Here is a 23,687-nt window from a genome sequence, read left to right as displayed (position 1 = left end):
GAGGGCAGAGGGCAGAGGGCTGAGGGCAGAGCCTGAGGCGCCTGGGTCAGGCGCGGACCGTGAGGTCGTGCCAAGGACTCGCCACCTGGCGCACGGCATCCTCGACCCGGGCGTGGCGCCATACGAAGCCGGTCTGCTCGAGCACCCCTGGTCGGATCAGCTGGCTGCCGAGGATGTCGTCGGCCAGCTCGCCCAGCGCGAGCCGCAAGGCCGTCGCGGGCGCGGGGACGAACGCAGGACGGCCGAGGGCACGAGCCAGGGCCATCGCGATGTCGCCCTGCCGGGCGCTGCCCGGGGCGACGAGGTTGACCGGACCATGGACCTCGGTGTCGATCATATGCAGGAGCGCCCGCACCTCGTCCTCCATCGAGATCCACGGCCACCACTGGCGCCCGCTGCCGATGGGTCCCCCGAGCCCGAGGCGAGCCAGGGGGAGGAGCGGGCCGAGGGCGCCGCCCTCGGCCGACAGGACCAGACCGGTGCGGGCGAGCGTGACCCGACGACCGTTCGTCTGCGCCGCGCAGGCCTCGAGCTCCCAGGCCTTGACGACCTCGGCCAGGAAGGTGTGGCCCGGGGCACTCGCCTCGGTCAGCTCCTCCTCGCCGCGGTCGCTGCCATAGATCCCGACCGCGGAGGCGTTGAGGAGCGGCACCTGGTCGCCGAGACGGTCGAGGTGCCGGACGAGCGTTCGCGTGGTGCTCGTGCGGCTGGTGAGGAGCTCTCGCTTGTAGCGCGAGGTCCAGCGCCGCGCGACCGGGGCACCCGACAGGTTGACCACGGCATCGACGGGCTCGACCCCGTCGAGGTCGATGTGCCCGGCCGTCGGGTCCCATCGGATCTCGTCGGCGCTCGACGGCGGTCGGCGCACCAGCCGGATCACCTGGTCGCCACGGGCGGCCAGGGCGGTGCGCAGCTCGGTGCCGATCAGGCCGCTGGCGCCGCTGACCAGGATTCGTCGTGCCACGGGGTGCCTCCCAGGTGTCAGGTGCAGAGATGGCTGCGGGCCGTGACCACCGGTGGTGATCACGGCCCGCAGACAGGGTGGGTCAGAGCCCGAGCGAGGACTCGAACCGGCCTTCCTCCAGGCGCGCCTTGAGCGCCGAGAGGAACTTGCCGGCGAGCGCACCGTCGACCGCGCGGTGGTCGTAGGTGAGCACGAGGTACATCATCGAGCGGATCGCGATCGCGTCGTTGCCCTCGGCGTCGGTGACGACGGCGGGCCGCTTGACGATGGCGCCCGTGCCGAGGATGCCGACGTTGGGCTGGTTGATGATCGGCGTGTCGAGCAGCGAGCCGTTGCTGCCGATGTTGGTGATCGTGAAGGTCGCGCCACCCAGCTCGTCCGGCCCGACCTTGTTGGTGCGGGTGCGGTCGGCCAGGTCGGCGATCTTGCGGGACAGCCCGGCGATGTTGAGGTCACCGGCGTCCTTGATCACCGGCACGAGCAGGCCACGCTCGGTGTCGACCGCGATGCCCACGTGCTCGGCGCCGTGGTAGACGAGGCTGTCGCCGTCGATGCTGGAGTTGAGCTGCGGGAAGGCCTTGAGGGCCTCGATCGCGGCCAGCGTGATGAACGGCAGGTAGGTGAGCTTGACGCCCTCGCGCTGCTGGAACTCACCCTTGGCGCGGGCCCGCAGGGACACGACGCGGGTCATGTCCACCTCGATGGCGGCCGTGAGCTGCGCCGAGACGGACAGGGACTCGACCATGCGCTGGGCGATGACCTTGCGCAGGCGCGGCATCTTCTCCGTCGTGCCACGCTTGGCGGCCGACGCGGGGTCGGCGGTCGGCACGGCGGTCGGAGCGCCACCACCGGCCGCGGGGGCCGGGGGTGCTGCCGGCGCGGCGGCCGCAGCGGGGGCAGCCGCCTCCGGCTCGGAGGCCTTCTTGGCGGCGTCGAGGACGTCCTGCTTGCGGATGCGGCCACCCACGCCCGTGCCCTTGAGGCTGGACAGGTCGACGCCGTTGTCGGCGGCGAGCTTGCGGACCAGCGGGGTCACGTATGCCGAGGCGTCGGCGTCACCCTGGGACTCGGCGCGAGGCGCCGCGGCCTTGGGCTCGGACGACTGCTGCTGGGGGGCGTCCTGCTTCGGCTGCTCCTTGGGCTTCTCCTCGGCCTTCGGCTCCTCCTTGGGAGCCTCTTCCTTGGGAGCCTCTTCCTTCGGAGCCTCTCCCTTCGGGGCGTCCTCCTTGGGCGACTGGCCCTCGGAGCCATCCCCGTCAGAGGAGTCGCCGCCGGAGGCCTCGCCACCGACGATCGCCAGCTCGGCGCCGACCTCGGCGGTCTCGTCCTCCTGGACGAGGATCTTGGTGAGCTTGCCCGCGAACGGGGAGGGGATCTCGGTGTCGACCTTGTCGGTGGACACCTCGAGGAGCGGCTCGTCGACCTCGACGTCGTCGCCCTCGGCCTTGAGCCACCGGGTGATAGTGCCCTCGGTGACGGACTCGCCGAGCGCCGGCATGGTGACCTTGTCGCCCCCGGAGACGGATCCGCCGGACGAGCCGCCGGAGCCGGAGCCCGACGTGTCGCCGGAGTCGCTCTCGTCGGCCGGCTCCTCCTGCTCGGTGGAGGGAGCGGCCTGGGTGGTCTCCTCGACCGTCTCCTCCGTCTCGGGCTGCGAGGCCTCGGAGTCCTTGGCCTCCTCGGCGGCGGACTGGTCCTCGTCGCCGGAGTCGTCCTTGGCGGGGGCGTCGCCGTCACCGATCACGGCGAGGTCTGCACCGACCTCGACCGTCTCGTCCTCCTCCACCAGGATCTCCTGGAGGGTGCCCGCGGCGGGGGAGGGGATCTCGGTGTCGACCTTGTCGGTCGAGACCTCGAGCAAGGGCTCGTCAACCTCGACCGAGTCACCCACGGACTTGAGCCAGCGGGTCACGGTGCCCTCGGTCACCGACTCGCCAAGTGCGGGCATCGTCACGCGTTCAGACATGTGTGAGGTTCTCCTTCGGTGAGCCGTTGACGTTCGAGAGCCACCCTACTGCGACAAGGCGCTAGGAGTGCGCGTGGAGCGGCTTGCCCGCGAGAGCGAGGTGAGCCTCCCCGAGCGCCTCGTTCTGGGTGGGGTGGGCGTGGACCAGCGAGGCCACGTCCTCGGGCAGTGCCTCCCAGCCGTAGATCAGCTGGGCCTCGCCGACCTGCTCGCCCATGCGGGCGCCGATCATGTGCAGCCCGACGACCGGCCCGTCCTTGCGTCGGACGAGCTTGACGAAGCCCTGCGTCCCGAGGATCTGCGACCTACCGTTGCCGCCGAGGTTGTACTCGTAGGCCTCGACCTCGCCGAAGGCCTCCTCGGCCTGCTCCTGGGTGTAGCCCACCGACGCGATCTCGGGGTCGCAGTAGGTGACGCGGGGGATGCCCCGCTCGTCGATGCGCGCCGGCTCGAGCCCGGCGATGGCCTCGGCGACGTAGATGCCCTGGGCGAACCCGCGGTGCGCCAGCTGCAGCCCGGGCACGATGTCGCCGACGGCCCAGACGCCCTCGACGGACGTGCGGCAGTCCTCGGCCAGCACGTAGCCGCGGTCCGTCGCCACGCCGATCTGCTCGTAGCCGAGGCCGTCGGTGACGGGGCCCCGGCCGACGGCCACGAGCAGCAGCTCTGCCTCCAGCTGGTCGCCACCCTCGAGCGTCACGGTCACCTGGGCGTCGTCCTGCGTCGCGGACTCGAAGCGGACGCCGGTGCGGACCGCGATCTTGCGCTTGCGGAAGGATCGCTCCAGCTGCTTGGAGATCGCCGGGTCCTCGGCCGCGACGAGCCGGGGGAGCGCCTCCACGACCGTCACCTCGGAGCCGAAGCTGCGCAGCGCCGAGGCGAGCTCGACGCCGATGACGCCTCCACCCAGCACGATGGTGCGGGCGGGCACCTCGTCGAGCCGCAGCGCCTGCTCGCTGGTCATGACCCGCCCCCCGATCTCGAGCCCGGGCAGCGTCTTGGCGTAGGACCCCGTCGCGAGCACGAGGTTGCGGCCGGTCAGGCGCCGTCCGTCGACCTCGACCGCGTCCGCCGCGACGACCCGTCCGGTGCCCTCGACATACGTCAGGCCGGCCGCCTTGACCAGGCCCTGGAGACCCTTGTGGAGGCGGTTGACCACGCCGTCCTTGTAGGCGTGGACGGCGGGCAGGTCGATCGACTCGAACGTCGCCCGCACCCCGAACTGAGCGCTCTCGCGGGCGCTGTCGGCCACCTCGGCCGCGTGGAGCAGGGCCTTGGTGGGGATGCAGCCGAGGTGCAGGCAGGTGCCGCCCAGCTTGGACCTCTCGACCAGGGCCACGGACAGGCCCAGCTCCGCGGCGCGCAGCGCGCAGGCGTAGCCCCCGCTGCCCCCTCCGAGGATGACGATGTCGTAGGTGTCCTGCTGCTGGTCAGCCATGGTGCGCTCCCTTGCGTCTCGGCCGTCGTTGGTCGGGATGGCCTCGAGGCGCTCGTGACGCCGCCGCAGCCGCCGTCATCCTCTCACCCACGCGTCTCCAGGGCGCAAGCGGAGTCGCGACTCCCGAGGCCGAGGCCGACGTCGAGGCCGACGCTCAGCCACGCGACGCCAGGGCACGCCAGGGCCCGCAGACCCTCGCGTCCAGGCGACCGTCCCGCGCCTCGGCGTCGAAGAACGCGCGCTTGGCCAGCCCCGCGGTGGACGCACCCTCCACGGGGGCGTCACGTGACGTGCCGTGGAGGCACCAGTAGGCGTAGCTCTCGGCGAAGTCCTCGGTGGGGTGCGTCGCCGCGTAGGCAGACACGAAGGACTCCGGGCCGGTGGCGTGGAAGGCCTGCAGCTCGTCCGCGGAGGGCTGACGGTGGTCGGCATACAGCCTGGAGATGCGGCTGCGCTGCTCGGCCGAGTAGGTGCCGGCGTAGAACGCCACGAGCGGGGTGCCGGCTGCCGCGCAGGTGCCGGCGTTGTCGATCACCCAGGGGCACCGGGGGTCGCGGGAGGGGCGGGTCCGGTCCGGGTAGAGGCTGACCACGTGCCCGACCTCGTGCGCCATGGTGAGGAGCTGCTCCTGCGCTCCGAGGCCGGTGGCGAACGCCAGCCGGTAGCGCGTCGGGTCGCTCGGGTTGGGCTCGAAGAAGCCTGTGCGGATCCCTCCCTGGCGGGAGGGGTCCTGGAGCACCTCGGGCGGGTAGTCGTAGAGCACGACCTGGTCCAGGGCGACGAGATGGGCCGCGGGTATGCCGGACCGCAGGACCTCCCACCGCCACCGGTCGCAACGATCGGCCGGGCCGAGGCCGTCGAGGGGGCTGAGGCGTCCGTCGCGAACGGCGTAGACGCGCTGCAGCCTGGCGCCCTTGCCGAGGCTGGCGGGGTCGGTGCTGTAACCCGTCCGCGCGGGGAGGCGAGGCGGCCGCGCACCCCTCGCCCGCGAGGACACGTCGGTGCAGGACGCCGGCAGCGGCCAGGTCAGGCTGGTGGCGCCCCGCACGTCCTCGGGAGTGGCGGCGCTGCCCGGGTCCACGTGCTTCGGCGCCGCCACGGCCGGCACGACCGGCACCTCGCGCGGGATGTCGGTGCGCGAGCGGAGCACGGCCTGCGGCGCGCGCCGGCCGTCGGCTCGGGCCTGGACCAGCTCCGGCAGCAGACCCCCGGCGAGGGTGCGGAGGCCGGACGCGTCGCGCGCCACGGCAGGCAGGACGACAGGCAGGACCACGGTCAGCACCAGGGCGAGGGCTGCGACGGCCCCGGTCGTCGCCACCGCGCGCAGCCGACCTGCAGGGCGCGGCTGCGAGGCGCGTCGTGGCTGGTCGGAGCGGTGGGGCACAGACGCATCTCACCGCAGCCCGGCGCCCCTTGGCACCGCGTCGCAGCAGGTCGGCATCCGTCCTGCCGAGCACTATCGCGCAGAGGGACGGCGCCCGTCACCAGCGTGACCGGGCGCCGTCCATCCGGGTGACGGGGCGCGTGGGCGTCAGTCGGCGCTCAGCACCTCGGCGAGACGGACCAGGGTGGCGACCCCGAAGCCCGTGCCGCCCTTGGGGGCGACGCCCCGAGGAGCCTGCTCGTTGAAGGACGGTCCGGCGATGTCCACGTGGGCCCACGGGATGCGGTCACCGCCGACCTCGGGGACGAACTCCTTGAGGAACAGTCCGGCGGTGAGCATGCCGCCGGCCGGGCCCGCCTTGTGCGCGATGTCCGCGACCTCGGTGTCCAGGGCCTTGCGGTATGCCGGGGGCAGGGGCATCGGCCACAGGTCCTCACCCATGTCGTCGCCGGCGCTGCACACGCGGGTGCGGAAGTCGTCGTCGTTGCCCATGACGGCGGCCACCTCGTGCCCGAGGGCCACGACCTGGGCGCCGGTGAGGGTCGCGATGTCGACGATCGTGTCGGGGCCCTCCTCGCCGGCGGCGCACATGGCGTCGCCGAGCACCATGCGCCCCTCGGCGTCGGTGTTGAGGATCTCGACGGTCATGCCGTTGCGCATGGTCACGACGTCCGAGGCGCGCTGCGCGGTGCCCGAGGGCATGTTCTCGGCCAGCCCGAGCCACCCGGTGACCTGGATCGGCAGACCCAGCTCGGCGATCGCGAGGACCGCGCCGGCGACCGCGGCGGCACCGGCCATGTCGGACTTCATGTTGGCCATGTTGTTGGCGGGCTTGATGTCCAGGCCACCGGAGTCGAAGGTCATGCCCTTGCCGACCAGCGCCAGGTGGTGCTTGGCCTTGGCCGGCTTGTAGGACAGGGACACGAGCCGCGGCGCGTGCGCCGAGCCCTGGCCCACCCCGACGATGCCGCCGAACCCGCCCTTGGCCAGGGCCTTCTCGTCGAGCACCTTGATCTTGACCTTGGACCCGGTGGTGCGCTCGCGGACGCTGTCGACGAAGGTCTGCGGGTAGAGGAGGTTGGGGGCCGTGTTGACCAGGTCACGGGCGTAGCCGACGGCCTCGGCGACCGCCGCGGCCCGCTTGACGGCGGCCTTGACGGCGGAGTCGCGTCCGCGGTCGGCCACGACGGTGATGGTCTCGATGACGGTCGGTGCGCTCGAGGTGCCGCGCTGCGCCGTGAAGCGGTAGGCGCCCAGGGCGGCTCCTTCGGCCACGGCGCCCACGGCCGTCGCCGAGCTGCCCGGGAAGGCGACGGCGACGGTGCCGGCGTCCTTGACGGCGCGGGTGGCGGTGGCGGCGGCGCGGCGCAGGGCGGCCTCGTCGACGAGCTTCTTCTTGGCTGGCTCGGCGCCGAGACCGGCGACCACGACGCGCGGGGCCTTGACCCCGGGCACGGCGGGCAGGACGACCGTCGAGTCGGGGGCGCCGGTGAACCCGAGCGTGGGCAGGGCGCCCGCGAGGTAGGACGTCGCAGCCTCGGAGAGGCCGGACGGGAGGACGGGTGACGCGTCGCCGCTGAAGGCACCGAGGACGAGGACGTCGACGGCGAGGTCTGCGGCGGAGCGCGCGGTGACGGTGAGCGAGGTCACGACAGCTCCTGTGGGGGATGGACGGTGCACGAGACGTGCGGGGTCGGTGGTGCGGATGGCAGGGAAGGACAGGACAGGACCGGCCCGGGGAGGCCTTCCCGACAACCTAGCCTCCCGGCGCGGTGGACGCCCACCGCCCCTTGTAGTGTCGGCCCCATGACGGAAACTTCACTGAAGAAGTCCCCCCTCCACGAGAAGCACGTCGCGCTCGGCGCCAAGATGGCCGACTTCGGCGGGTGGCAGATGCCCATCGAGTACCCCGGTGGCGGCGTGATCCGCGAGCACACCGCGGTCCGGGAGCGCGTCGGGATCTTCGACGTCTCGCACCTCGGCAAGGCGAGGGTCGTCGGCACGGGCGCCGCCGACTTCTGCAACGCCTGCTTCACCAACGACCTGCGCAAGGTCGAGCCGCCCAAGGCGCAGTACACGATGTGCTGCGACGAGGAGAGCGGCGGGGTCGTCGACGACCTCATCCAGTACGTCAAGAGCGACGACGAGGTCTTTCTCATCCCCAACGCCGCCAACACGACCGAGGTCGTGCGCCGCATGCGGGAGAAGCTCCCCGAGGGTCTCGAGCTGACCAACCTGCACGAGGAGTACGGCGTCATCGCCGTCCAGGGACCCCGGTCCGAGGACGTGGTCAAGGCGCTCGGCCTGCCGACCGACCTGGAGTACATGTCCTTCGCCGAGGCGCAGTGGAACGGTCGTCCGGTGATCGTGTGCCGCACCGGCTACACCGGCGAGAAGGGCTACGAGCTGCTCCCGACGTGGGACAACACCCCTGCCGTCTGGGACGCCCTCGTCGAGGCCATGGAGCCCTTCGACGGTCTGCCGTGCGGGCTGGGTGCCCGCGACACCCTGCGCACCGAGATGGGGTACGCCCTGCACGGCCACGAGCTGTCCATGGACATCACCCCCAACATGGCGCGGGCCGGCTGGGCGGTCGGCTGGGGCAAGGAGTCGTTCTGGGGCAAGGAGGTCCTCGCGGAGCAGAAGGCCGCCAAGGACTGCCGGTTGTCCTGGGGGCTGCTGGTCACCGGCAAGGGGATCCCGCGCAAGGACTGCGTGATCAGAAGTGCGGGCGGCGAGGACGACGCAGTGATCGGTGTGGTCACCTCCGGCACGATGTCGCCGACCCTCAAGCAGGGCATCGCGCTGTGCCTGCTCGACCGGGGCGCCAAGGAGGGCGACGAGGTCGTCGTCGACGTGCGCGGCCGCGAGGTGGCGGCCACCGTCACCAAGCCGCCGTTCGTCCAGGGCGGCGCCGCGAGCTGATCGCCATACGTCACCTGCGAGGGCCTCTTGCCGTATGGCGAGAGGCCCTCGTCGCACGTCGCCGCCAGGAGCGTCGGCCGGACGGATCGCCGGACACGCACCGTGGGTCGCTAGCGTGAGCGGCGTGCTGCGCGGATACCTGCTCGTCCTGACCTCCGCCGTCGGCTTCGGGATCAACCCGTTGCTCGCGACGGCGGCCTATCGCGCGGGCGTCGACGTCCCCGCGGTGCTCTTCTACCGCTTCGCGGTGGCCGCGCTCGTGCTGTGGGGGCTGTGCGTGGGCCGGGGGCTGGTGCGGCCGCTCCCACGTCGCGCGCTGGCGGGCCTGGGCGTGGCGGGGTTCGCGTACGTCCTGCAGGCCGCGACCTACTTCTATGCGGTGCAGCAGATCTCGGCGGGGCTGGCGGCACTGCTCCTCTACCTCTACCCCTGCCTGGTGGCGCTGGTCACGGCCCTGGCGGCACGCGTCGTGCCGTCGCGCGGCGTGGTCCTGTCGCTCGTGCTGTCCTTCGCGGGGATCGGGCTCGCCCTCGGCCGGGTGACCGGCGCGGGCAGCCTCTCCGGCGTGCTGGCAGGGGTGGCGACGGCGCTGTGCTACACGGCCTACGTGCTGCTCACCGACCACCTCGGCGCGACCGTCCCCCCGCTGCTGGCGAGCGCCTGGGTGTGCACCCTCGCGACCGGGTTCATCGTCGTCGCGACCGCTGCCACGGGCACCTTCGCCCCGGCGTTGGCCATGCGGTCCCCCTGGGCGGTGGCCGGGGTGGGCCTCGTCGGCGGGGCGCTCGCGATCGCGACCTTCTTCGCGGGGGTGGCGGCGGTGGGCGCGACCCAGGCGTCCATCGTGTCGACGGTCGAGCCGATCATCTCGGTCGTGGGCTCGGCGGTCCTGCTGGGAGCGGCGATGACCGGCTGGCAGTGGCTGGGTGCTGCCACGGTGCTGGCGGGGGCTGCCGTCGCCGTCCTGGCGCACGCCGAGCAGGAGCCCGAGATCGAGGCGCGCGAGGGATCGGCCGCACCGGGCTGACCACCGCCGGGCTGACCATCGCCGGCCTGACACGCGACGGCCTGACATATGGCGGCCTTACCTCCACGGGCCTGACCTGGCGCGATCCTCCACCGGTCTCAGACCAGGATGGCGGCCAGCACCAGCGCGAGGGTGAGCGACACCTCGATCGCGGCGCCGAGGACGTCGCCCGTGATGCCGCCGAGGCGGCGCACGGCCCGCTCCACCACGAGCCAGCAGCCCACGAGTCCCGCTGCGACGCAAGCAGGTCCGTGCCACCAGGCCGAGGCGGGACCCGAGGTCCAGGACGCCAGGACGGCCAGCGCCGACAGGACCGCCAGCGCCGCCCCGGCCTGCCACCGTGCGACGCTGCCGGCCACCATGTCGCCGAGGCCGCCCGGGCGCGCGCTCGGCACCCCGCGCAGGCACCCCCACGCAAGGACGTGCCGACTGACGACCAGGGCGACGGCGCCGAGCGCGATGCCGTGCCAGGTCGCGGCGAGCGCTCCGAGGCTCGCGGCCTGCAGGAGCAGGCAGAGCGCGATGGCGGTGGCACCGGACGGGCCGACGTCGCCGGTCTTCATGACCGCCAGGGCGCGCTCGCGGTCATAGCTCGACGACAGCCCGTCCGCGTAGTCCGCCAGCCCGTCCTGGTGCATGGCCCTGGTGAGGAGCACGAGCAGCGCCACGGCGACGCCCCCGGTGACAAGGCTCGGGGCGTCCGCCCAGCGCGCCACGAGCGCCCACCCGACCCACGACGCGAGCAGGGGGAGCGTGGCGAGCGGCGCGACGAGCATGGCGACGCCGGCCACGGGGCGGTCCACGCGGCGTGGTGGGGGCACGGGCACCGCGGAGAGCATCCCCCAGGCCAGGCGCACCCCGTCCGTCCACGTCCCGCTCGCGGGAGCCCCCGTGCCGCCGGTCGCCCCGCTCACGGGACCACCGGCGCCGCCGACAGGTCGAGCACGCGCCCGGCCACCACGAGCACCACCCGGTCCGCGATCGCGGACACAGCGGCATTGACCCGCCCCAGCTCGTCGCGGAACATCCGGCCCGAGGCGTGCTCGGGCACGACGCCCCACCCGACCTCGTTGGTGACGAGGACGACGTCGACCCCGGCGCGGGCGTCGGCGCGGGCTTCGACGCGGGCGTCGGCGCGGGCTCTGGCAAGAGCACCGACGAGCGACTCACGCGCCAGACCGACGGCCTCGGCGGCCGCCACCGGGTCGTCCCACGCCTGCGCGTCGTCGACGAGCCGGGTCACCCAGGTGCCGAGGCAGTCGATCAGCAGCGGGGTGCTCGCCCCGGCCACCACTGCGGCGAGGTCCGCCGACTCGACCGTGGTCCAGCAGGCAGGGCGGTGCTCGCGGTGCGCGGCGACCCGGCGGGCCCACTCAGCGTCGCCGTCGACGGGCACGAGGCCGGGCGCCACGTAGGCGACGGGCCGCGAGGCGGGGACGAGGCTCTCGGCATACCGGCTCTTGCCGGACCGGACCCCGCCGGTGACGAGGGTGATCATGCTGCCTCCTGCGGGATGGGGACGTCCTTGTCGACGAAGGTGGGCGACGCGTCGAAGCGCGCCCGGCGCACCGCCCGCCGCAGCACGCGGTCGATGGCAGGCCCGGCCCACCACACGAGCACGGCGGTCAGGATGCCCCGGGGCAGGTCCCAGCCGAGCGAGGTGAGGACGTAGAACGTGGCGTAGTGCGCCACGTTGGTCGCGAGGTCCCCGCCGGGCACGAAGCCGGCGCCCTCGGGGGCCATGGTGGTGGCGAGGAAGGGCCAGAACCAGAGGTTCATGACCACGCCGTAACCCAGCCCCGCCACCAGGCCGTAGACCGCGAGCAGGCTCCGCCGACCCCACCGTCCGAGGCGGGCGGTGGGGAGCAGCCCGGCACCGAGCGCGACCCAGCCGGCCGTGATCATCTGGAACGGCACCCACGGACCGATGTTGCCCGTGAGCAGGCCCCCGGTGAGCAGGGCGAGCGCGCCGACCACGAAGCCGGGGGCCGGGCCGAGCACCGCGCCGGCCATGACCAGCAGGAAGAACATCGGCTCCAGCCCGGCCGTCCCCGCGGACAGGACCCGCAACCCACCCCCGGCGGCGCACAGCACGCCCATCACGGCGACCGTCTTGGCGTCGAGGCCGTCGGCGGTGACCTCGGCCAGGCAGACGAGCGCGAGCAGGCCTAGGAGGGCCGCAAAGACCCAGGGCGCGTCATGGGCGTGCGCGAGCACCTCGGGGGAGCTCGTGACGAACGGCCACAGGAAGGCCGCGGCGCACACCACGCTGACGAGCAGCAGCGTGAGGGCCGAGGTGGGGCGCAGCCGGAGGTTCACGAGCGCCCCCGTATGACGCCCGCGCGGGTCGCCAGGTCCGTGGCCGCCGGGACCGTGAGCACCGACAGCGGGTGCAGGACCTTGGCCACCTGCGGGGCGAACGCGGTGGAGGCCGAGAGCACCTCGTCGGCGGGGCCGTCGGCCACGACCTCGCCCTCGGCCAGCAGCACGACGCGGTCCGCGACGTCAGCAGCGAGCTCGACGTCGTGCGTCGCGAGGACGACGGCGTTGCCCTCGGCGGCCAGCTGGTCCAGGACCGCGACGAGCCGGGCCTTGGCGGTGTAGTCGAGCCCCCGGGTCGGCTCGTCGAGCAGGACCACGGGGGGCGCGCCGGTGAGGACCACGGCGAGCGCCAGCAGCAGTCGTTGGCCCTCGGACAGGTCACGGGGGTGGCGGTCGTCGAGGTCGGCGGGCTCGCTCGGCCCCAGCAGGCGGGACAGCAGGGCCCGGCAGGTCCCCGGCACGGCGCCGAAGTCGGTGTCGGCCTCGCGGCACTCCCGCGCCACGGTGTCGGCGTGCAGCAGCGTGCCGGCGTCCTGGGGGACCAGCCCGACGTGCCGCACCAGCTCGCGGGCCCGAGCGCCCGCGGGGTCCAGGCCGTCGACCCGGACGCGCCCCCGGGACGGACGGAGGGTGCCGGTGAGCACCCGGAGCAGGGTGGACTTGCCGACGCCGTTGCGGCCCATGAGGGCCAGCACCTGACCGGCGTGCGCGTCGAGGTCGACGCCGGCGAGGACCGGTCGGCCGTCCCGCACGACCGCGAGGCCGTCGACGGCGACGAGGGGCTCGCCAGCGGTCCGGGTGACGAGGGGCTCGCCGGCGGGCCGGCGGCCGCCCGCAGCCCAGGCTGCTGCGATGGCCGGTCGCCCGGCCTCGACCAGCCGGGCCGGCATGGTCTGTCGGGCCGGCTCGATCAGCCGGGCCGGCGTGGTCTGTCGGGCCGCGGCCTCGAGACGGTCGCGCAGCGGTCGCACGGCCCGGCGGGCGTCGCGCACCGACAGCGGCAGCGGCGACCAGCCCAGGGCCCGTCCGAGCCCGACGACGGGTGGGTGCACGACAGATCGGCCCATCGCCGCCGCGGGAGCCAGCACGTCCGAGCACGCGGACCCCTCGACGAGCACGATGCCGTCGGCGTGGTGGACGACGCGCTCGAGGCGGTGCTCGGCGACCACCACGGTCATGCCGAGGTCGTGGACCAGCCGGGTGACCGACGACAGGACGTCCTCGGCGGCGACGGGGTCGAGGGCGGACGTGGGTTCGTCGAGGACGAGGACGCGGGGGCCCGCCGCCAGCACAGCACCGATGGCGACCCGCTGCTGCTGGCCGCCGGACAGGGTCCGCAGACCCCGGTGGCGCAGGTCGGCGAGGCCGAGCAGGTCCAGCGTCTCCTCCACGCGGCGGCGCATGGCGGTGGGGGACAGGCCGATCGCCTCCATGCCGTAGGCCAGCTCGTCCTCCACCGTGTCGGTGACGAACGACGCGGCGGGGTCCTGCACGACCATCCCGACGACGTCGGCCAGGTCGCGGGGCCGGTGGGTGCGGGTGTCCCGACCAGCGACCTGCACCCGCCCGGAGACGGTGCCGCCGCTGAAGTGCGGGACCAGCCCGTCGAGGCTGCGCAGCAGGGTGGACTTGCCCGACCCGGTCTCGCCGACGACCAGCACCAGCTCGCCCTCGTCGACGTGCAGGTCGGCGTCGCGCAGGGCAGGGCGGCTCGCGCCGTCGTAGGTCACGGTCCAGCCCTCGACGCTGATCACGCCGCCACCTCTTGCCGCGGGCGTTCGGGCTGCCCGGGCCGGGCTGCGGGAGCCTCGGTCCGCGGCAGGGGAGGCGCGGCGACGGCGGCCAGAGCGGCGCAGGTGATGGCGACGAGCGCCGGGACGACGAGGGGAGGGGCGGTGAGCGGGACGGTGGGCATCGTGAGGCCCGGCACCTGCCGCGTCGCCAGGGTGATCAGGGTCAGGGCCGGTATGCCGCCCGCCAGCGTCACGCCCCACTCGGGCCATCCCCAGGGGTCGCGGCGGTAACGGGTCCGGGTGTCGTGGCGGGAGCCGAGGAGCAGGGCCCCCGCGCTGACCAGGACGCCGAGGACGAGCAGCGGCCAGCCGAAGGCGGACGCCGCCGACCCGTCGAGGAGGCCGTAGAGGCCGGCGACCAGGCCGATCAGCCCGACGACGGTGACGACGCCGGACCAGCGAGGGGTGCCGCCCGCCCGGGTGTGGCGGCCGTAGCCGCGGGCCTCCATCGAGGCCGCCAGGTCCAGGGAGCGGTCGAAGGCCGCCTCGAGCACGGGCACCATCGTGCGGGCCAGCTCGCGGGGCCCGCGTCCGTCATGGCCGCGCAGGCGACGGGCGGTGCGGACGGCACGGGCGTCCACGACCATCCGCGGGGCGAAGGACAACGCGACCACGACGGCGGTGCCGACGTCGTAGAGGGTGGCCGGGACGTAGCGCAGCAGGCGCCGCGGGGAGGCCAGGGCGTTGGCGGCGCCGATCGCGGCCAGCATCGCGGCGAGCTGCAGCCCCTGCCAGAGGGCCGCCAGCACGCCCTCGAGCGTGACGGGGCCGCCCAGCCGGAGGCTGCCCGCCGCCTCCGGGAGCGGGACCTCGGGCAGGGTGACGAGCACGACCTGCCCGGTGACCCCGCCGCCGAGGACGATCGACAGGCCGACCCGCAGCCCGATGGCGACGAGCCCGAGCACGAGGAACATCGTCAGGGGCGCGTCGGCGTGCGGGTCCTCGCGCAGCGCCACCACGAGCACGGCGACCGCGACGACGGCGAGCAGGAGCAACGGGTTGTCCGTGCGGGAGGCGGCCGTGGCGAGCCCGGCGGCCCACAGCCACCACGCGACGGGATGGACCCGTCGCGGCACGCGTGCTCGCCCGGACGTCACGGGGTCCGTCAGCGCCCGTCCGTGCGGCGCCGGCGCGCCATGGCCCACGCCGCGGCCGCCAGGAGCACGAGGACGGCGAGCACGCCGACGACATACGCGGTCGTGCTGGAGGACGAGCTCGATGACGCGGGTGCGGCGGCGGACGAGGAGGCGGCCGCGCCCGAGGCAGAGGTCGAGCCTGCAGACGAGGCCGGGCGGACGTCGATGGTCACCGGCTGGTCGGCGGCCTTGGCGGCGGCGGGCACGTCCTTGACGGTGTCGCTGCAGCCGCTCGCCGGGTAGCCGTCGATGCCGCAGACCATGGCCTTCTCGACGCGGGGCTTCGCGGCCGCCGCCAGGACCTGGGCCCCGGTCGCCGACGTGGGCACCGTCACGCAGGTGGCGTAGGGGGCCGGCACGGTCGCGCCCTGCTCCCGTGCGTCCGCCGCCCGACCGAAGTCCACGACCACGCCCACGCGCTTGCTCCCGGACACGGCCGGGGTCGAGCCGCAGGCCTGGTCGAAGGTCACGACCGCCCGCGGCAGCCGCGGGGTGCTCGTGTCGCCCAGGGCGAAGCGGTAGCCCTCGACCGACCCGTCGGCCGGCGTCGTGCCGTCGGGCCCCTTGGTCGCGAAGCCCCACGTGCCGTTCGTCAGCTGGTAGTAGCCCCAGAATCGGTAGGCGTCCGCCGCGTGGGCGGGCGCCGCGAGGGCGATCGTCGACACGAACGCCGACAGCAGCGTCGCCAGGAACAGGGCGAGCACCGCGGTGATCGGCGTGGCGACGTTCCCACGTGCCCTGCGGGCACGGCCGGCACGAGAGATGGAGCGGGACGTGGGGGACACGGGCGACCTTCCTTGGCGGGCGTGGGCCGCCTCGGAACTGCCCGGGACGAGCTCCACCCGCATGCCACGGCGGATAGACGGAGCCGACGCGCAGGACGGGCGGTCCGGCTGCTCCAAGCCACGGATGGCGCCAGGAGGTCACGGTTGCGGGTCAGCGCCGGAGTCTCACCGGCTTCCCCGCCCTGCGGTGTTCGGTGCCCGCAGCCTACCAACGGGAACCCTGGCCCGGCCCCGGGGGTTGGTAGGGGTGGACCGGCAACGACCAGGGTCGCGACAGGGTGGACCCTGGCCGGATCGGGTTCCGCCGGCCCGGATCGGCGAGTAGGTTCGAGTCAGTGGCCGGCCCGCCAGGGCCGCCGACATCAGGATCCAAGGGGGACACCAGGATGGACACGCGTAGCAGGATCATCGCCGGCCTCGTCGCCGCGCCGCTCGCGATCGGGACGCTCGCCGCCTGCGGGGCAGGCACGACCGGCAGCGACGCCAAGGCGGCCGCGGCGGTCGGGTCGGACGCCAAGGGAGCGTTCTTCTCCGCCTACGACAAGACCGGTGACAGCAAGCGCCAGCGCGTCACGACCAAGCTTGAGGCGAGCCCGGACACGATCATCAAGCTCGCGTCGAGCATGGGCAGCGGCAGCGGGGGCTCCACCAGCACGCCGAGCGTCTCGCCCAAGATCGCCCAGCTGATCTCCGGGTCGTCCATCGTCGTCGACATGCAGTCGACGGGGGCAGCGCTCAAGGACGAGACCGACCCGACCAAAATCAACACCGCGATGTCCTGGAAGACGGACTCGGACCTGTTCAACCTCAGGACCGCCGCGCAGGACACCTTCGTCAAGCTCGACCTGGCCAAGATCGCCGACCAGACCGGCGCGTTCTCCATGGCCGACGTGCAGGGCGCGCTCGGGCAGGCGCCGAGCTGGATCAAGGACGCCGTCAACGGCAAGTGGGTGGGCTTCGACAAGGGCACCGTGGAGCAGCTGGCGAAGTCCGGCGGCGCCGCCGCCAGCACCAACCCGACCCAGCTCACGCCCGACCAGACCAAGCAGCTGACCGCCGCCGTCAAGAGCAACCTCGACACCAACGGCACGTTCACGAGCGAGGGCGACACGGTCAAGGTGCAGGTCAAGATCCAGCCGTTCCTGACCCAGATGTTCCAGGACGGCAAGCGGATCGCGCCCAAGCAGTTCACCGACCAGATGGTCAAGGACGCTACCAAGAGCCTCACCGAGCTCAAGGCCGGCTCGGTCCTGGCCTTCGACGCCACGATCGCCGACGGTCGCTTCACCGCCGTCAAGGGCGACGTGATGCAGGTCCTGAACTGGTTCGACGAGACCAAGGCCAAGGACGCCAAGAGCAAGAAGGAGCTGCAGGACCTCAAGGCCAAGAACCTGCACCTGACCCTGGTGTCCCAGATCTCCGAGCTCGACCGTGACGTGACCAAGCCCGAGGGCGCCCGCATGGTCACCAAGGCCGAGCTGGAGCAGCTCGGGGGCATGGGTGGCTCGATGGGGAAGTCGTCGTCCGGCTCGGGCTCGGCCTCGGCAGTGCCCACGGCCCCGCCCGCCGGCTGACCAGGTCCACGCCTCACAGACGGCAGCAAGCACCTCAGCACCAGTGCGAGAGCCCGTCCCCGCCGTGGGGGCGGGCTCTCGGCATACGGTCCCGTCCGTCGGCCGACGACGCGAGCCGATGAGAGTGATTATCATGACCGTATGACGATCAGCCCCACCACCGCCCCGACGCTTCCCGTGACCGTGCTGTCCGGATTCCTCGGAGCAGGCAAGACCACGATGCTCAACCACGTCCTCGGCAACACCGAGGGCCTGCGGGTCGCGGTGATCGTCAACGACATGAGCGAGGTCAACGTCGACGCCGCGCTCGTGGCGGACGGCGCGGGGTTCTCCTGCACCGAGGAGAGGTTGGTCGAGACGACCAACGGGTGCATCTGCTGCACCTTGCGCGACGACCTGCTCGTGGAGGTCGATCGGCTCGCCCGGACCGGCCGGTTCGACCACCTCGTGATCGAGTCGAGCGGCATCTCCGAGCCGATGCCGGTCGCGGCGACGTTCGCCTTCCGACGGGACGACGGCGCCGCCCTGATGGACGTGGCAGAGCTGGACACCATGGTGTCCGTCGTGGACGCCTCGAGCTTCCTGGAGGAGCTGGCGCTGGCGGACTCCCTGGTCGAGCGCGGCATCGACGCCTACGAGCACGACACGCGGACCGTCGCCGACCTCCTCGTCGACCAGGTCGAGTTCGCCGACGTGGTCGTGCTCAACAAGCTCGACCTGGTCACCGGCGCACGGGCCGACCTGCTCGAGGCCACCGTCCGTCGCCTCAACCCCGAGGCGCACGTCGTGCGGACGACGCGGTCGGTCGTGCCCGTGGGAGAGATGCTGGGCGCCCGCCGGTTCGACCTCGCCCGGGCCGAGCAGGCGCCGGGGTGGGTCAAGGAGCTCAACGGGGACCACGTCCCCGAGACCGAGGAGTACGGCATCTCGTCCGTCGTCTACCGCTCAGACCGCCCGTTCCACCCGGGGCGCCTGTGGGACCTCGTCGACGGGCTCGACACCGGGGCGCACGGACGCGTCCTGCGCTCCAAGGGTTTCTGCTGGCTCGCCACGCGCCCGCGGGTCATGGGGCTGTGGTCGCAGGCCGGCGGGGTCGCGCGGTTCGAGCCGGCGGGGGTGTGGGACGAGGAGGCCGGCCTCGAGCCGGGTCAGGAGATCGTCCTCATCGGTCAGGACCTGCGTCCGGACGAGCTCGTCGCGGCGCTCGACGCCTGCCTGCTCACCGACGCCGAGCGCGACGGCGGCCCGTCGGTCTGGCGCGAGCTGGCCGACCCCCTGCCCGCGTGGGACGACGACCTGTGCACGGTGGCAGGATCGTGACCATGACCGAGCTGATGCTGGGGGTGGGCACCCGGTCCGGCGCCCCCGTCGACGAGCTCGTCGCCCTGGCCGACGGGCTGGTCGAGGGGCTCGAGGACGAGCTGGTCGACGGTCCCGCCGACGGCGACGGGGTCGTCCCCCGCGACGCGGTGGTCGCCGTGGTGACGTCCACCCGCAAGCGGACCGAGCCTGCCGTCGTCGAGCTGGCGAGGCGCCTCGGCGTGCCCCTGCAGACCTACGACGACGAGACGCTCGCGTCTCAGCCCGTCGCGGCGCCCAGCGAGGTCGTGCGTCGCCACGTGGGCGCCCCCAGCGTCGCCGAGGCGGCGGTGCTGGCGGCCGGCGGAGTGGTGGTCGCCCGGGCCCGGTCCGCGACCGCGACGGTGGTCCTCGGACGCCTGCCCTGACGCGCTCCGACCCGCCCCTCGGGTCGTGGCGGGGGCAGGCTCAGCGGATGGATAGGGTGTGCGGGTGCAGTGGCTGGAGCGTGTCGGACCGCGGGCGGGGGGCCTGGTCCTGGGGTATGCCGCCGACCTCGCCCTCGCCGACCCGCGCCGGGCCCATCCGGTCGCGGCGTTCGGGACGCTGGCGAGCCGGCTCGAGCGCCTCACCTATCGGGACGGACGGCCTGCCGGGGTCCTGCACGTCGCCCTGCTCGTCGGGGCGGTCACGGGTGCGGGCGGGCTGGTCGAGCGCGGGCTGCGCGACCGGCCCCTGCTCCGTATGACGGCCACCGCCGTCGCCACCTGGGTCGTCCTCGGCGGCACCAGCCTCGCGCGCGAAGGCGACGCGATGGCGCGGCTCCTCGACGCCGACGACCTGCCCGGGGCGCGAGACCGCCTGAGTCACCTGTGCTCCCGCGCCCCGGACGGACTGGACGCGGACGAGCTGGCCCGGGCCGCCACCGAGTCCCTCGCCGAGAACACCTCCGACGCCGTCGTCGCCCCGCTGCTGTGGGGCGGGCTGCTGGGCGTGCCGGGCCTGCTCGGCTACCGCGCGATCAACACCCTCGACGCGATGATCGGCTACCGCAACCGGCGGTATCGCGAGTTCGGCTGGGCCGCAGCCAGGCTCGACGACCTCGTCAACCTGGCGCCGGCCCGCGCGTGCGCCGCGCTGACCGTGGCGCTGGCTCCGCGCCATGGCGGCGACCGGGCCGAGGCCCTGCGCGCGTGGCGCGAGGACGCCCCCCACCACCCGAGCCCCAACGCCGGTCCCGTCGAGGCGACCTTCGCCGGGGCGCTGGGCGTGCGCCTTGGGGGCGTCAACCGCTACGACGACGAGGTGGAGGATCGCGGCACGCTGGGTCGCGGACGCGCGGTCGTCACCGCGGACCTGGCTCGGGCGGTGCGTCTCTCGCGGACCATCGGCGCGGCGGCCCTGGCCGTGGCGGCGGTCGTCGGAGCGGTGGCGGACGGCATACGACCGGTCCGAGGGCCCGTCGGCCCGGCGCACCGCCTCGCCGAGGGCGGGGACGGGACCACCATGACAACGACGACGACAACGACGACGACGACAGGCGGGCAGGCATGACCAGGGGGCTGCTCGTCGCCGGGACGACGTCCGACGCGGGCAAGTCCCTCGTCACAGCGGGGATCTGCCGCTGGCTCGCGCGCCAGGGCGTGCGCGTCGCGCCCTTCAAGGCGCAGAACATGTCCAACAACTCGATGGTCTGCCCCGACGGCTCCGAGATCGGGCGCGCCCAGTGGGTGCAGGCCCTCGCGTGCGGCGTCACGCCCGAGGCCGCGATGAATCCCGTGCTGCTCAAGCCCGGCTCAGACCGCCGCAGCCACGTCGTCCTGCTCGGGCAGCCGTGGGGTGAGCTGCAGGCGGGGGAGTGGGCGACGGGGCGCCGGGCGCTGGCCGAGGCGGCGTTCGAGGCCTTCCGCGACGTGTCGTCCCGCTACGACGTCGTCATCGCCGAGGGCGCCGGGTCGCCCGCCGAGATCAACCTGCGGTCCGGCGACTACGTCAACCTCGGCCTGGCCCGGGCCGTCGACCTGCCCGTCGTCGTGGTCGGCGACATCGACCGCGGGGGCGTGCTCGCCGCGTTCTACGGCACGCTCGGGATCCTCGACCCCGAGGACCAGGCGTGCATCAAGGGCTGGATCGTCAACAAGTTCCGCGGCGACCTCGGGCTGCTCGAGCCCGGCCTGCGCATGCTCGAGGAGCGGACCGGGGGCCGGCCCGTGCTGGGCGTCGTGCCCTACCTGCAGGACGTCTGGCTGGACTCCGAGGACGCCCTGGCCATCTCGGGGTGGTCGCGCGCCGGGTCCCGCACCGGCGCCGGCTCGCCCGCCGACTCGCCAGAACCCTTGCGGGTGGCGGTGATCCGCTTCCCCCGCGTCAGCAACGCCACGGACGTGGACGCCCTCGCGATCGAGCCCGGCGTGCAGGTCGAGGTGACCGCCGACCCGGCCGTCGTGGCGGCCGCCGACCTCGCGGTCCTGCCCGGGTCGCGCGCCACGCAGAGCGACCTGGCCTGGCTCCGCTCCCGCGGGCTCGACCGGGCCGTCGTCGAGCGCGCCCGGGCCGGGCGTCCGGTGCTCGGGATCTGCGGTGGCTACCAGATGCTCGCCGAGCAGATCCACGACCCGTATGCCGTCGAGAGCCCCGCTGCCGCAACGGTGCCCGGCCTCGGGCTGCTGCCGACGCGGGTCACCTTCGCCCGCGAGAAGCACCTCGGCACGCCGACCGGACGCTGGGGCGGGCAGAACGTCACGGCCTATCTCATCCACCACGGCGTGAGCGAGCGCACGGACCTGGGGGGCGAGGCGGACGTGGTGCCCTTCCTCGACGGGTGGCAGCGTGGCGCCGTGTGGGGCACGACCTGGCACGGGGCCTTCGAGAACGACGGGTTCCGGCGGGCCTTCCTGCGGCAGGTGGCGACCCGCACCCGCCCCGGCTGGGCTCCGGCCCCTGACGCCTCGTCCTTCGCGGCGCAACGGGTCGCGATGCTCGACCGCCTCGCCGACGCCGTCGAGGACCACCTGGACACCCGCGCGCTCGAGGAGCTGATCGGATCGTGAACCCCGTCACCGTGGTCGGCATCGGCGCCGACGGCTGGGCCGGGCTCGGCGAGCCCGCTCGCGCGGCCGTGTCGTCCGCCGACGTCGTCGTCGGCAGCACCCGCCAGACCGACCTCGTCGCCGGTCACCACGAGGCGCGGGTCGTCCCGTTGCCCGTGCCGCTGCGCGAGGGCCTGCGTCCCCTGCTGGACGGCCTCGGGGCGCCTGGGGGCGCCCTCGGGGGGACGGGCGGCGAGGTGCGCGTCGTGGTGCTCGCGAGCGGCGATCCCATGCACCACGGCATCGGTCGCACCCTCGCGGAGGTCCTCGGTCGCGAGCGCCTCACCGTGATCGGGGCCCCGTCGTCGCTGTCGCTGGCCTGCGCCCGGCTCGGCTGGGGCCTGGAGGACGTCGACGTCGTGTCGGCGGTCGGCCGCCCCCTCGAGCGTCTCGCCCTCGTGGCCCACCCCGGCCGCCGCGTGCTGGTGCTGTCGCGCGACGCCCTCACCCCGCAGGCCGTCGCGACGCTGCTCACCGAGCACGGGCTCGGGGACAGCCTCGTGTGGGTGCTGTCCGACCTCGGCGGCCCCGACGAGCGCGTCGTCGAGGGGGTGGCCGGGTCGTGGCACGCCGACCCCGGCAGCGCGCTCAACATCGTTGCGGTGCAGTGCCTCTCGTCATACCACTCGCTCGCCGGGCTGGTCCCCGGGCTCGCCGACGAGCTCTACGAGACGGACGGGCAGCTCACCAAGCAGCACGTGCGCGCAGCGACCCTCGCGGCCCTGCGCCCGGCGCCAGGCGAGCTGCTGTGGGACGTCGGCGGGGGGTCCGGCAGCATCGGCATCGAGTGGATGCGGGCCCACCCGACCTGCCGCGCCATCACGGTCGAGCCCCGCGGCGACCGGATCAAGCGCATCCGCCGCAACGCCGACCACCTCGGCGTCCCCGGCCTGCAGGTCGTCGAGGGACTGGCGCCCGGCGCGCTGGCGGGGCTGCCGCGCCCGGACGCCGTCTTCGTCGGGGGCGGGCTCACCGCGGAGGGCCTCGTCCCCGCCGTCCTCGACGCCCTGCGGCCCGGCGGCCGGCTCGTCGCCAACACGGTCACCCTCGACTCGGAGTCCGTGTTGCTCAGCATGTTTCGCCGGTATGGCGGATCCCTGACCCGCCTCGAGGTGTCGCACGCCGACGCGGTCGGTGGCTTCACGTCCTGGAACCCCGCCCGCCCGGTGACGCAGTGGTCCGTCATACGACCCGAGGAGCTGCCCGCATGACCGTCCACTTCATCGGCGCCGGTCCCGGCGCCCCCGACCTCATCACCGTCCGTGGCCTGCGGCTGCTGCAGTCCTGCCCCGTCGTGCTCTATGCCGGAGCCCTCGTCCCCGACGAGCTGCTCGCCGAGTGCCGCCCGGGCGCCCGCCTCGTCGACACGGCGCACCTCGACCTCGACCAGATCATGGGTGAGCTCGTCCGCGCCCACGAGGCCGGGCAGGACGTCGCGCGCCTGCAGTCGGGGGACCTGTCGGTCTTCTCCGCCGTCGCCGAGCAGGTGCGGCGCCTGGAGGCCGCGGGGATCGACTACGTCATGGTGCCGGGGGTGCCGGCCTTCGCCGCCGCCGCCGCGGCGCTCGGCCGGGAGCTCACCGTCCCCACGGTGGGGCAGACGATCATCCTGACCCGGTTGTCGCGCAACGCCTCCGCCATGCCCGAGCACGAGACGATCGCCACCCTCGGCCGGTCCCGCGCCCTCATCGCCCTGCACCTGGCGACCCACCTGGCCGACGAGGTGGTCGAGGAGCTCGCGCCGCACTACGGGCTCGACTGTCCCGCAGCGGTGGTCGCGATGGCGAGCCGCCCCGAGCAGGTCGTCTGGCGCGGCACCCTGGGCGAGCTGGGGGATGCCGTGCGTGACCACGGGCTGCGCCGCACCGCCATCATCCTCGTGGGTCAGGTGCTGGCCGCCTCGCAGTTCCGCGACTCGCACCTGTACTCCACCGAGCGCGAGCGGCACGACTGCGCACTGCCACCGCCCATCACGCCTCGCTGAG

The 23,687-nt window shown here is 73.9% G+C and carries 20 protein-coding genes; 9 read left to right on the top strand and 11 right to left on the bottom strand.

Features of this window, described 5'->3' with window-relative positions; genetic code table 11:
• Positions 1-46 precede the first annotated feature (46 nt).
• From B2P18_RS05920 to B2P18_RS05900, 5 genes are all read right to left on the bottom strand, one after another.
• Complete coding sequence (locus B2P18_RS05920; protein WP_019284715.1) at positions 47-964, bottom strand: TIGR01777 family oxidoreductase; 918 nt, start codon at positions 962-964, stop codon at positions 47-49.
• Between the two features lie 82 nt (positions 965-1,046).
• Complete coding sequence (gene sucB / locus B2P18_RS05915) at positions 1,047-2,930, bottom strand: 2-oxoglutarate dehydrogenase, E2 component, dihydrolipoamide succinyltransferase (protein WP_286956767.1); 1,884 nt, start codon at positions 2,928-2,930, stop codon at positions 1,047-1,049.
• Between the two features lie 61 nt (positions 2,931-2,991).
• Positions 2,992-4,368, bottom strand: a complete 1,377-nt coding sequence (lpdA, locus tag B2P18_RS05910; RefSeq protein WP_286956765.1) for a dihydrolipoyl dehydrogenase — start codon at positions 4,366-4,368, stop codon at positions 2,992-2,994.
• A 154-nt stretch (positions 4,369-4,522) separates the two neighbouring features.
• Positions 4,523-5,686: a putative zinc-binding metallopeptidase gene (locus tag B2P18_RS05905; RefSeq protein WP_286956763.1), complete on the bottom strand. Its 1,164-nt coding sequence runs from the start codon at positions 5,684-5,686 to the stop codon at positions 4,523-4,525.
• Between the two features lie 213 nt (positions 5,687-5,899).
• Positions 5,900-7,402, bottom strand: coding sequence for a leucyl aminopeptidase (locus tag B2P18_RS05900; protein WP_029209933.1), 1,503 nt, complete (start codon positions 7,400-7,402; stop codon positions 5,900-5,902).
• 156 nt (positions 7,403-7,558) lie between these two features.
• Here B2P18_RS05900 and gcvT point away from each other — a divergent pair, with 156 nt between their 5' ends.
• Entirely contained in the window at positions 7,559-8,677 is a 1,119-nt protein-coding gene (gcvT, locus tag B2P18_RS05895; RefSeq protein WP_019284720.1) for a glycine cleavage system aminomethyltransferase GcvT, read from the top strand.
• 124 nt (positions 8,678-8,801) lie between these two features.
• Entirely contained in the window at positions 8,802-9,704 is a 903-nt protein-coding gene (locus B2P18_RS05890) for a DMT family transporter (protein ID WP_286956753.1), read from the top strand.
• 98 nt (positions 9,705-9,802) lie between these two features.
• Here B2P18_RS05890 and B2P18_RS05885 read toward each other — a convergent pair whose 3' ends face one another.
• The 6 genes from B2P18_RS05885 to B2P18_RS05860 are packed head-to-tail and all read right to left on the bottom strand — an operon-like array spanning position 9,803 to position 15,740.
• On the bottom strand, positions 9,803-10,618 hold the full coding sequence (locus B2P18_RS05885; protein WP_239263333.1) for an adenosylcobinamide-GDP ribazoletransferase: 816 nt from the start codon (positions 10,616-10,618) through the stop codon (positions 9,803-9,805).
• The gene (locus B2P18_RS05880; RefSeq protein WP_029209936.1) at positions 10,615-11,202 is read right to left on the bottom strand and encodes a bifunctional adenosylcobinamide kinase/adenosylcobinamide-phosphate guanylyltransferase; all 588 of its coding nucleotides are present in this window, start codon (positions 11,200-11,202) and stop codon (positions 10,615-10,617) included. Before B2P18_RS05880 ends, B2P18_RS05885 begins: the two co-directional genes overlap by 4 nt.
• Entirely contained in the window at positions 11,199-12,023 is an 825-nt protein-coding gene (locus tag B2P18_RS05875) for an ECF transporter S component (RefSeq protein ID WP_029209937.1), read from the bottom strand. The genes B2P18_RS05880 and B2P18_RS05875 overlap by 4 nt, the downstream gene beginning before the upstream one ends.
• Positions 12,020-13,780: an ABC transporter ATP-binding protein gene (locus B2P18_RS05870; RefSeq protein ID WP_286956735.1), complete on the bottom strand. Its 1,761-nt coding sequence runs from the start codon at positions 13,778-13,780 to the stop codon at positions 12,020-12,022. Before B2P18_RS05870 ends, B2P18_RS05875 begins: the two co-directional genes overlap by 4 nt.
• Entirely contained in the window at positions 13,777-14,895 is a 1,119-nt protein-coding gene (locus B2P18_RS05865; protein ID WP_239263325.1) for an energy-coupling factor transporter transmembrane component T, read from the bottom strand. The genes B2P18_RS05870 and B2P18_RS05865 overlap by 4 nt, the downstream gene beginning before the upstream one ends.
• 29 nt (positions 14,896-14,924) lie before the next feature.
• Positions 14,925-15,740 carry an SCO2322 family protein gene (locus tag B2P18_RS05860; protein ID WP_286956726.1) on the bottom strand — a complete coding sequence of 272 codons (816 nt, stop codon included), beginning with the start codon at positions 15,738-15,740 and terminating at the stop codon, positions 14,925-14,927.
• A 386-nt stretch (positions 15,741-16,126) separates the two neighbouring features.
• Here B2P18_RS05860 and B2P18_RS05855 point away from each other — a divergent pair, with 386 nt between their 5' ends.
• From B2P18_RS05855 to cobM, 7 genes are all read left to right on the top strand, one after another.
• A complete protein-coding gene (locus B2P18_RS05855; RefSeq protein ID WP_029209939.1) occupies positions 16,127-17,314 on the top strand; it encodes a hypothetical protein in 1,188 nt (395 codons plus the stop codon).
• Between the two features lie 141 nt (positions 17,315-17,455).
• Positions 17,456-18,634, top strand: a complete 1,179-nt coding sequence (locus B2P18_RS05850) for a GTP-binding protein (RefSeq protein ID WP_286956717.1) — start codon at positions 17,456-17,458, stop codon at positions 18,632-18,634.
• A gap of 2 nt (positions 18,635-18,636) precedes the next feature.
• Complete coding sequence (locus B2P18_RS05845; protein ID WP_286956707.1) at positions 18,637-19,041, top strand: cobalamin biosynthesis protein; 405 nt, start codon at positions 18,637-18,639, stop codon at positions 19,039-19,041.
• 64 nt (positions 19,042-19,105) lie between these two features.
• Positions 19,106-20,167 (top strand): cobalamin biosynthesis protein, encoded by a 1,062-nt coding sequence (locus tag B2P18_RS05840; protein ID WP_286956706.1) that lies wholly within the window; start codon positions 19,106-19,108, stop codon positions 20,165-20,167.
• Entirely contained in the window at positions 20,164-21,663 is a 1,500-nt protein-coding gene (locus B2P18_RS05835) for a cobyric acid synthase (RefSeq protein WP_286956704.1), read from the top strand. Before B2P18_RS05840 ends, B2P18_RS05835 begins: the two co-directional genes overlap by 4 nt.
• On the top strand, positions 21,660-22,913 hold the full coding sequence (locus tag B2P18_RS05830) for a bifunctional cobalt-precorrin-7 (C(5))-methyltransferase/cobalt-precorrin-6B (C(15))-methyltransferase (protein ID WP_029209943.1): 1,254 nt from the start codon (positions 21,660-21,662) through the stop codon (positions 22,911-22,913). The genes B2P18_RS05835 and B2P18_RS05830 overlap by 4 nt, the downstream gene beginning before the upstream one ends.
• Positions 22,910-23,686 (top strand): precorrin-4 C(11)-methyltransferase, encoded by a 777-nt coding sequence (gene cobM / locus B2P18_RS05825; RefSeq protein ID WP_019286986.1) that lies wholly within the window; start codon positions 22,910-22,912, stop codon positions 23,684-23,686. Before B2P18_RS05830 ends, cobM begins: the two co-directional genes overlap by 4 nt.
• Position 23,687: the final 1 nt, after the last annotated feature.

This window comes from Arsenicicoccus sp. UBA2120 (genome assembly GCF_002330965.1).
Lineage (GTDB): Bacteria > Actinomycetota > Actinomycetes > Actinomycetales > Dermatophilaceae > Arsenicicoccus > Arsenicicoccus bolidensis.
Note: the sequence above shows the minus strand (reverse complement) of the source record. Positions and strands in the feature narration are given on the sequence as shown.

Bases quoted from the DNA above. Each gene is read 5' to 3' on its own strand.
- sucB (WP_286956767.1), bottom strand. From the start codon at position 2,930: ATGTCTGAACGCGTGACGATGCCCGCACTTGGCGAGTCGGTGACCGAG.
- lpdA (WP_286956765.1), bottom strand. From the start codon at position 4,368: ATGGCTGACCAGCAGCAGGACACCTACGACATCGTCATCCTCGGAGGG.
- gcvT (WP_019284720.1), top strand. From the start codon at position 7,559: ATGACGGAAACTTCACTGAAGAAGTCCCCCCTCCACGAGAAGCACGTC.
- B2P18_RS05880 (WP_029209936.1), bottom strand. From the start codon at position 11,202: ATGATCACCCTCGTCACCGGCGGGGTCCGGTCCGGCAAGAGCCGGTAT.
- B2P18_RS05855 (WP_029209939.1), top strand. From the start codon at position 16,127: ATGGACACGCGTAGCAGGATCATCGCCGGCCTCGTCGCCGCGCCGCTC.
- B2P18_RS05850 (WP_286956717.1), top strand. From the start codon at position 17,456: ATGACGATCAGCCCCACCACCGCCCCGACGCTTCCCGTGACCGTGCTG.
- B2P18_RS05845 (WP_286956707.1), top strand. From the start codon at position 18,637: ATGACCGAGCTGATGCTGGGGGTGGGCACCCGGTCCGGCGCCCCCGTC.
- B2P18_RS05835 (WP_286956704.1), top strand. From the start codon at position 20,164: ATGACCAGGGGGCTGCTCGTCGCCGGGACGACGTCCGACGCGGGCAAG.
- cobM (WP_019286986.1), top strand. From the start codon at position 22,910: ATGACCGTCCACTTCATCGGCGCCGGTCCCGGCGCCCCCGACCTCATC.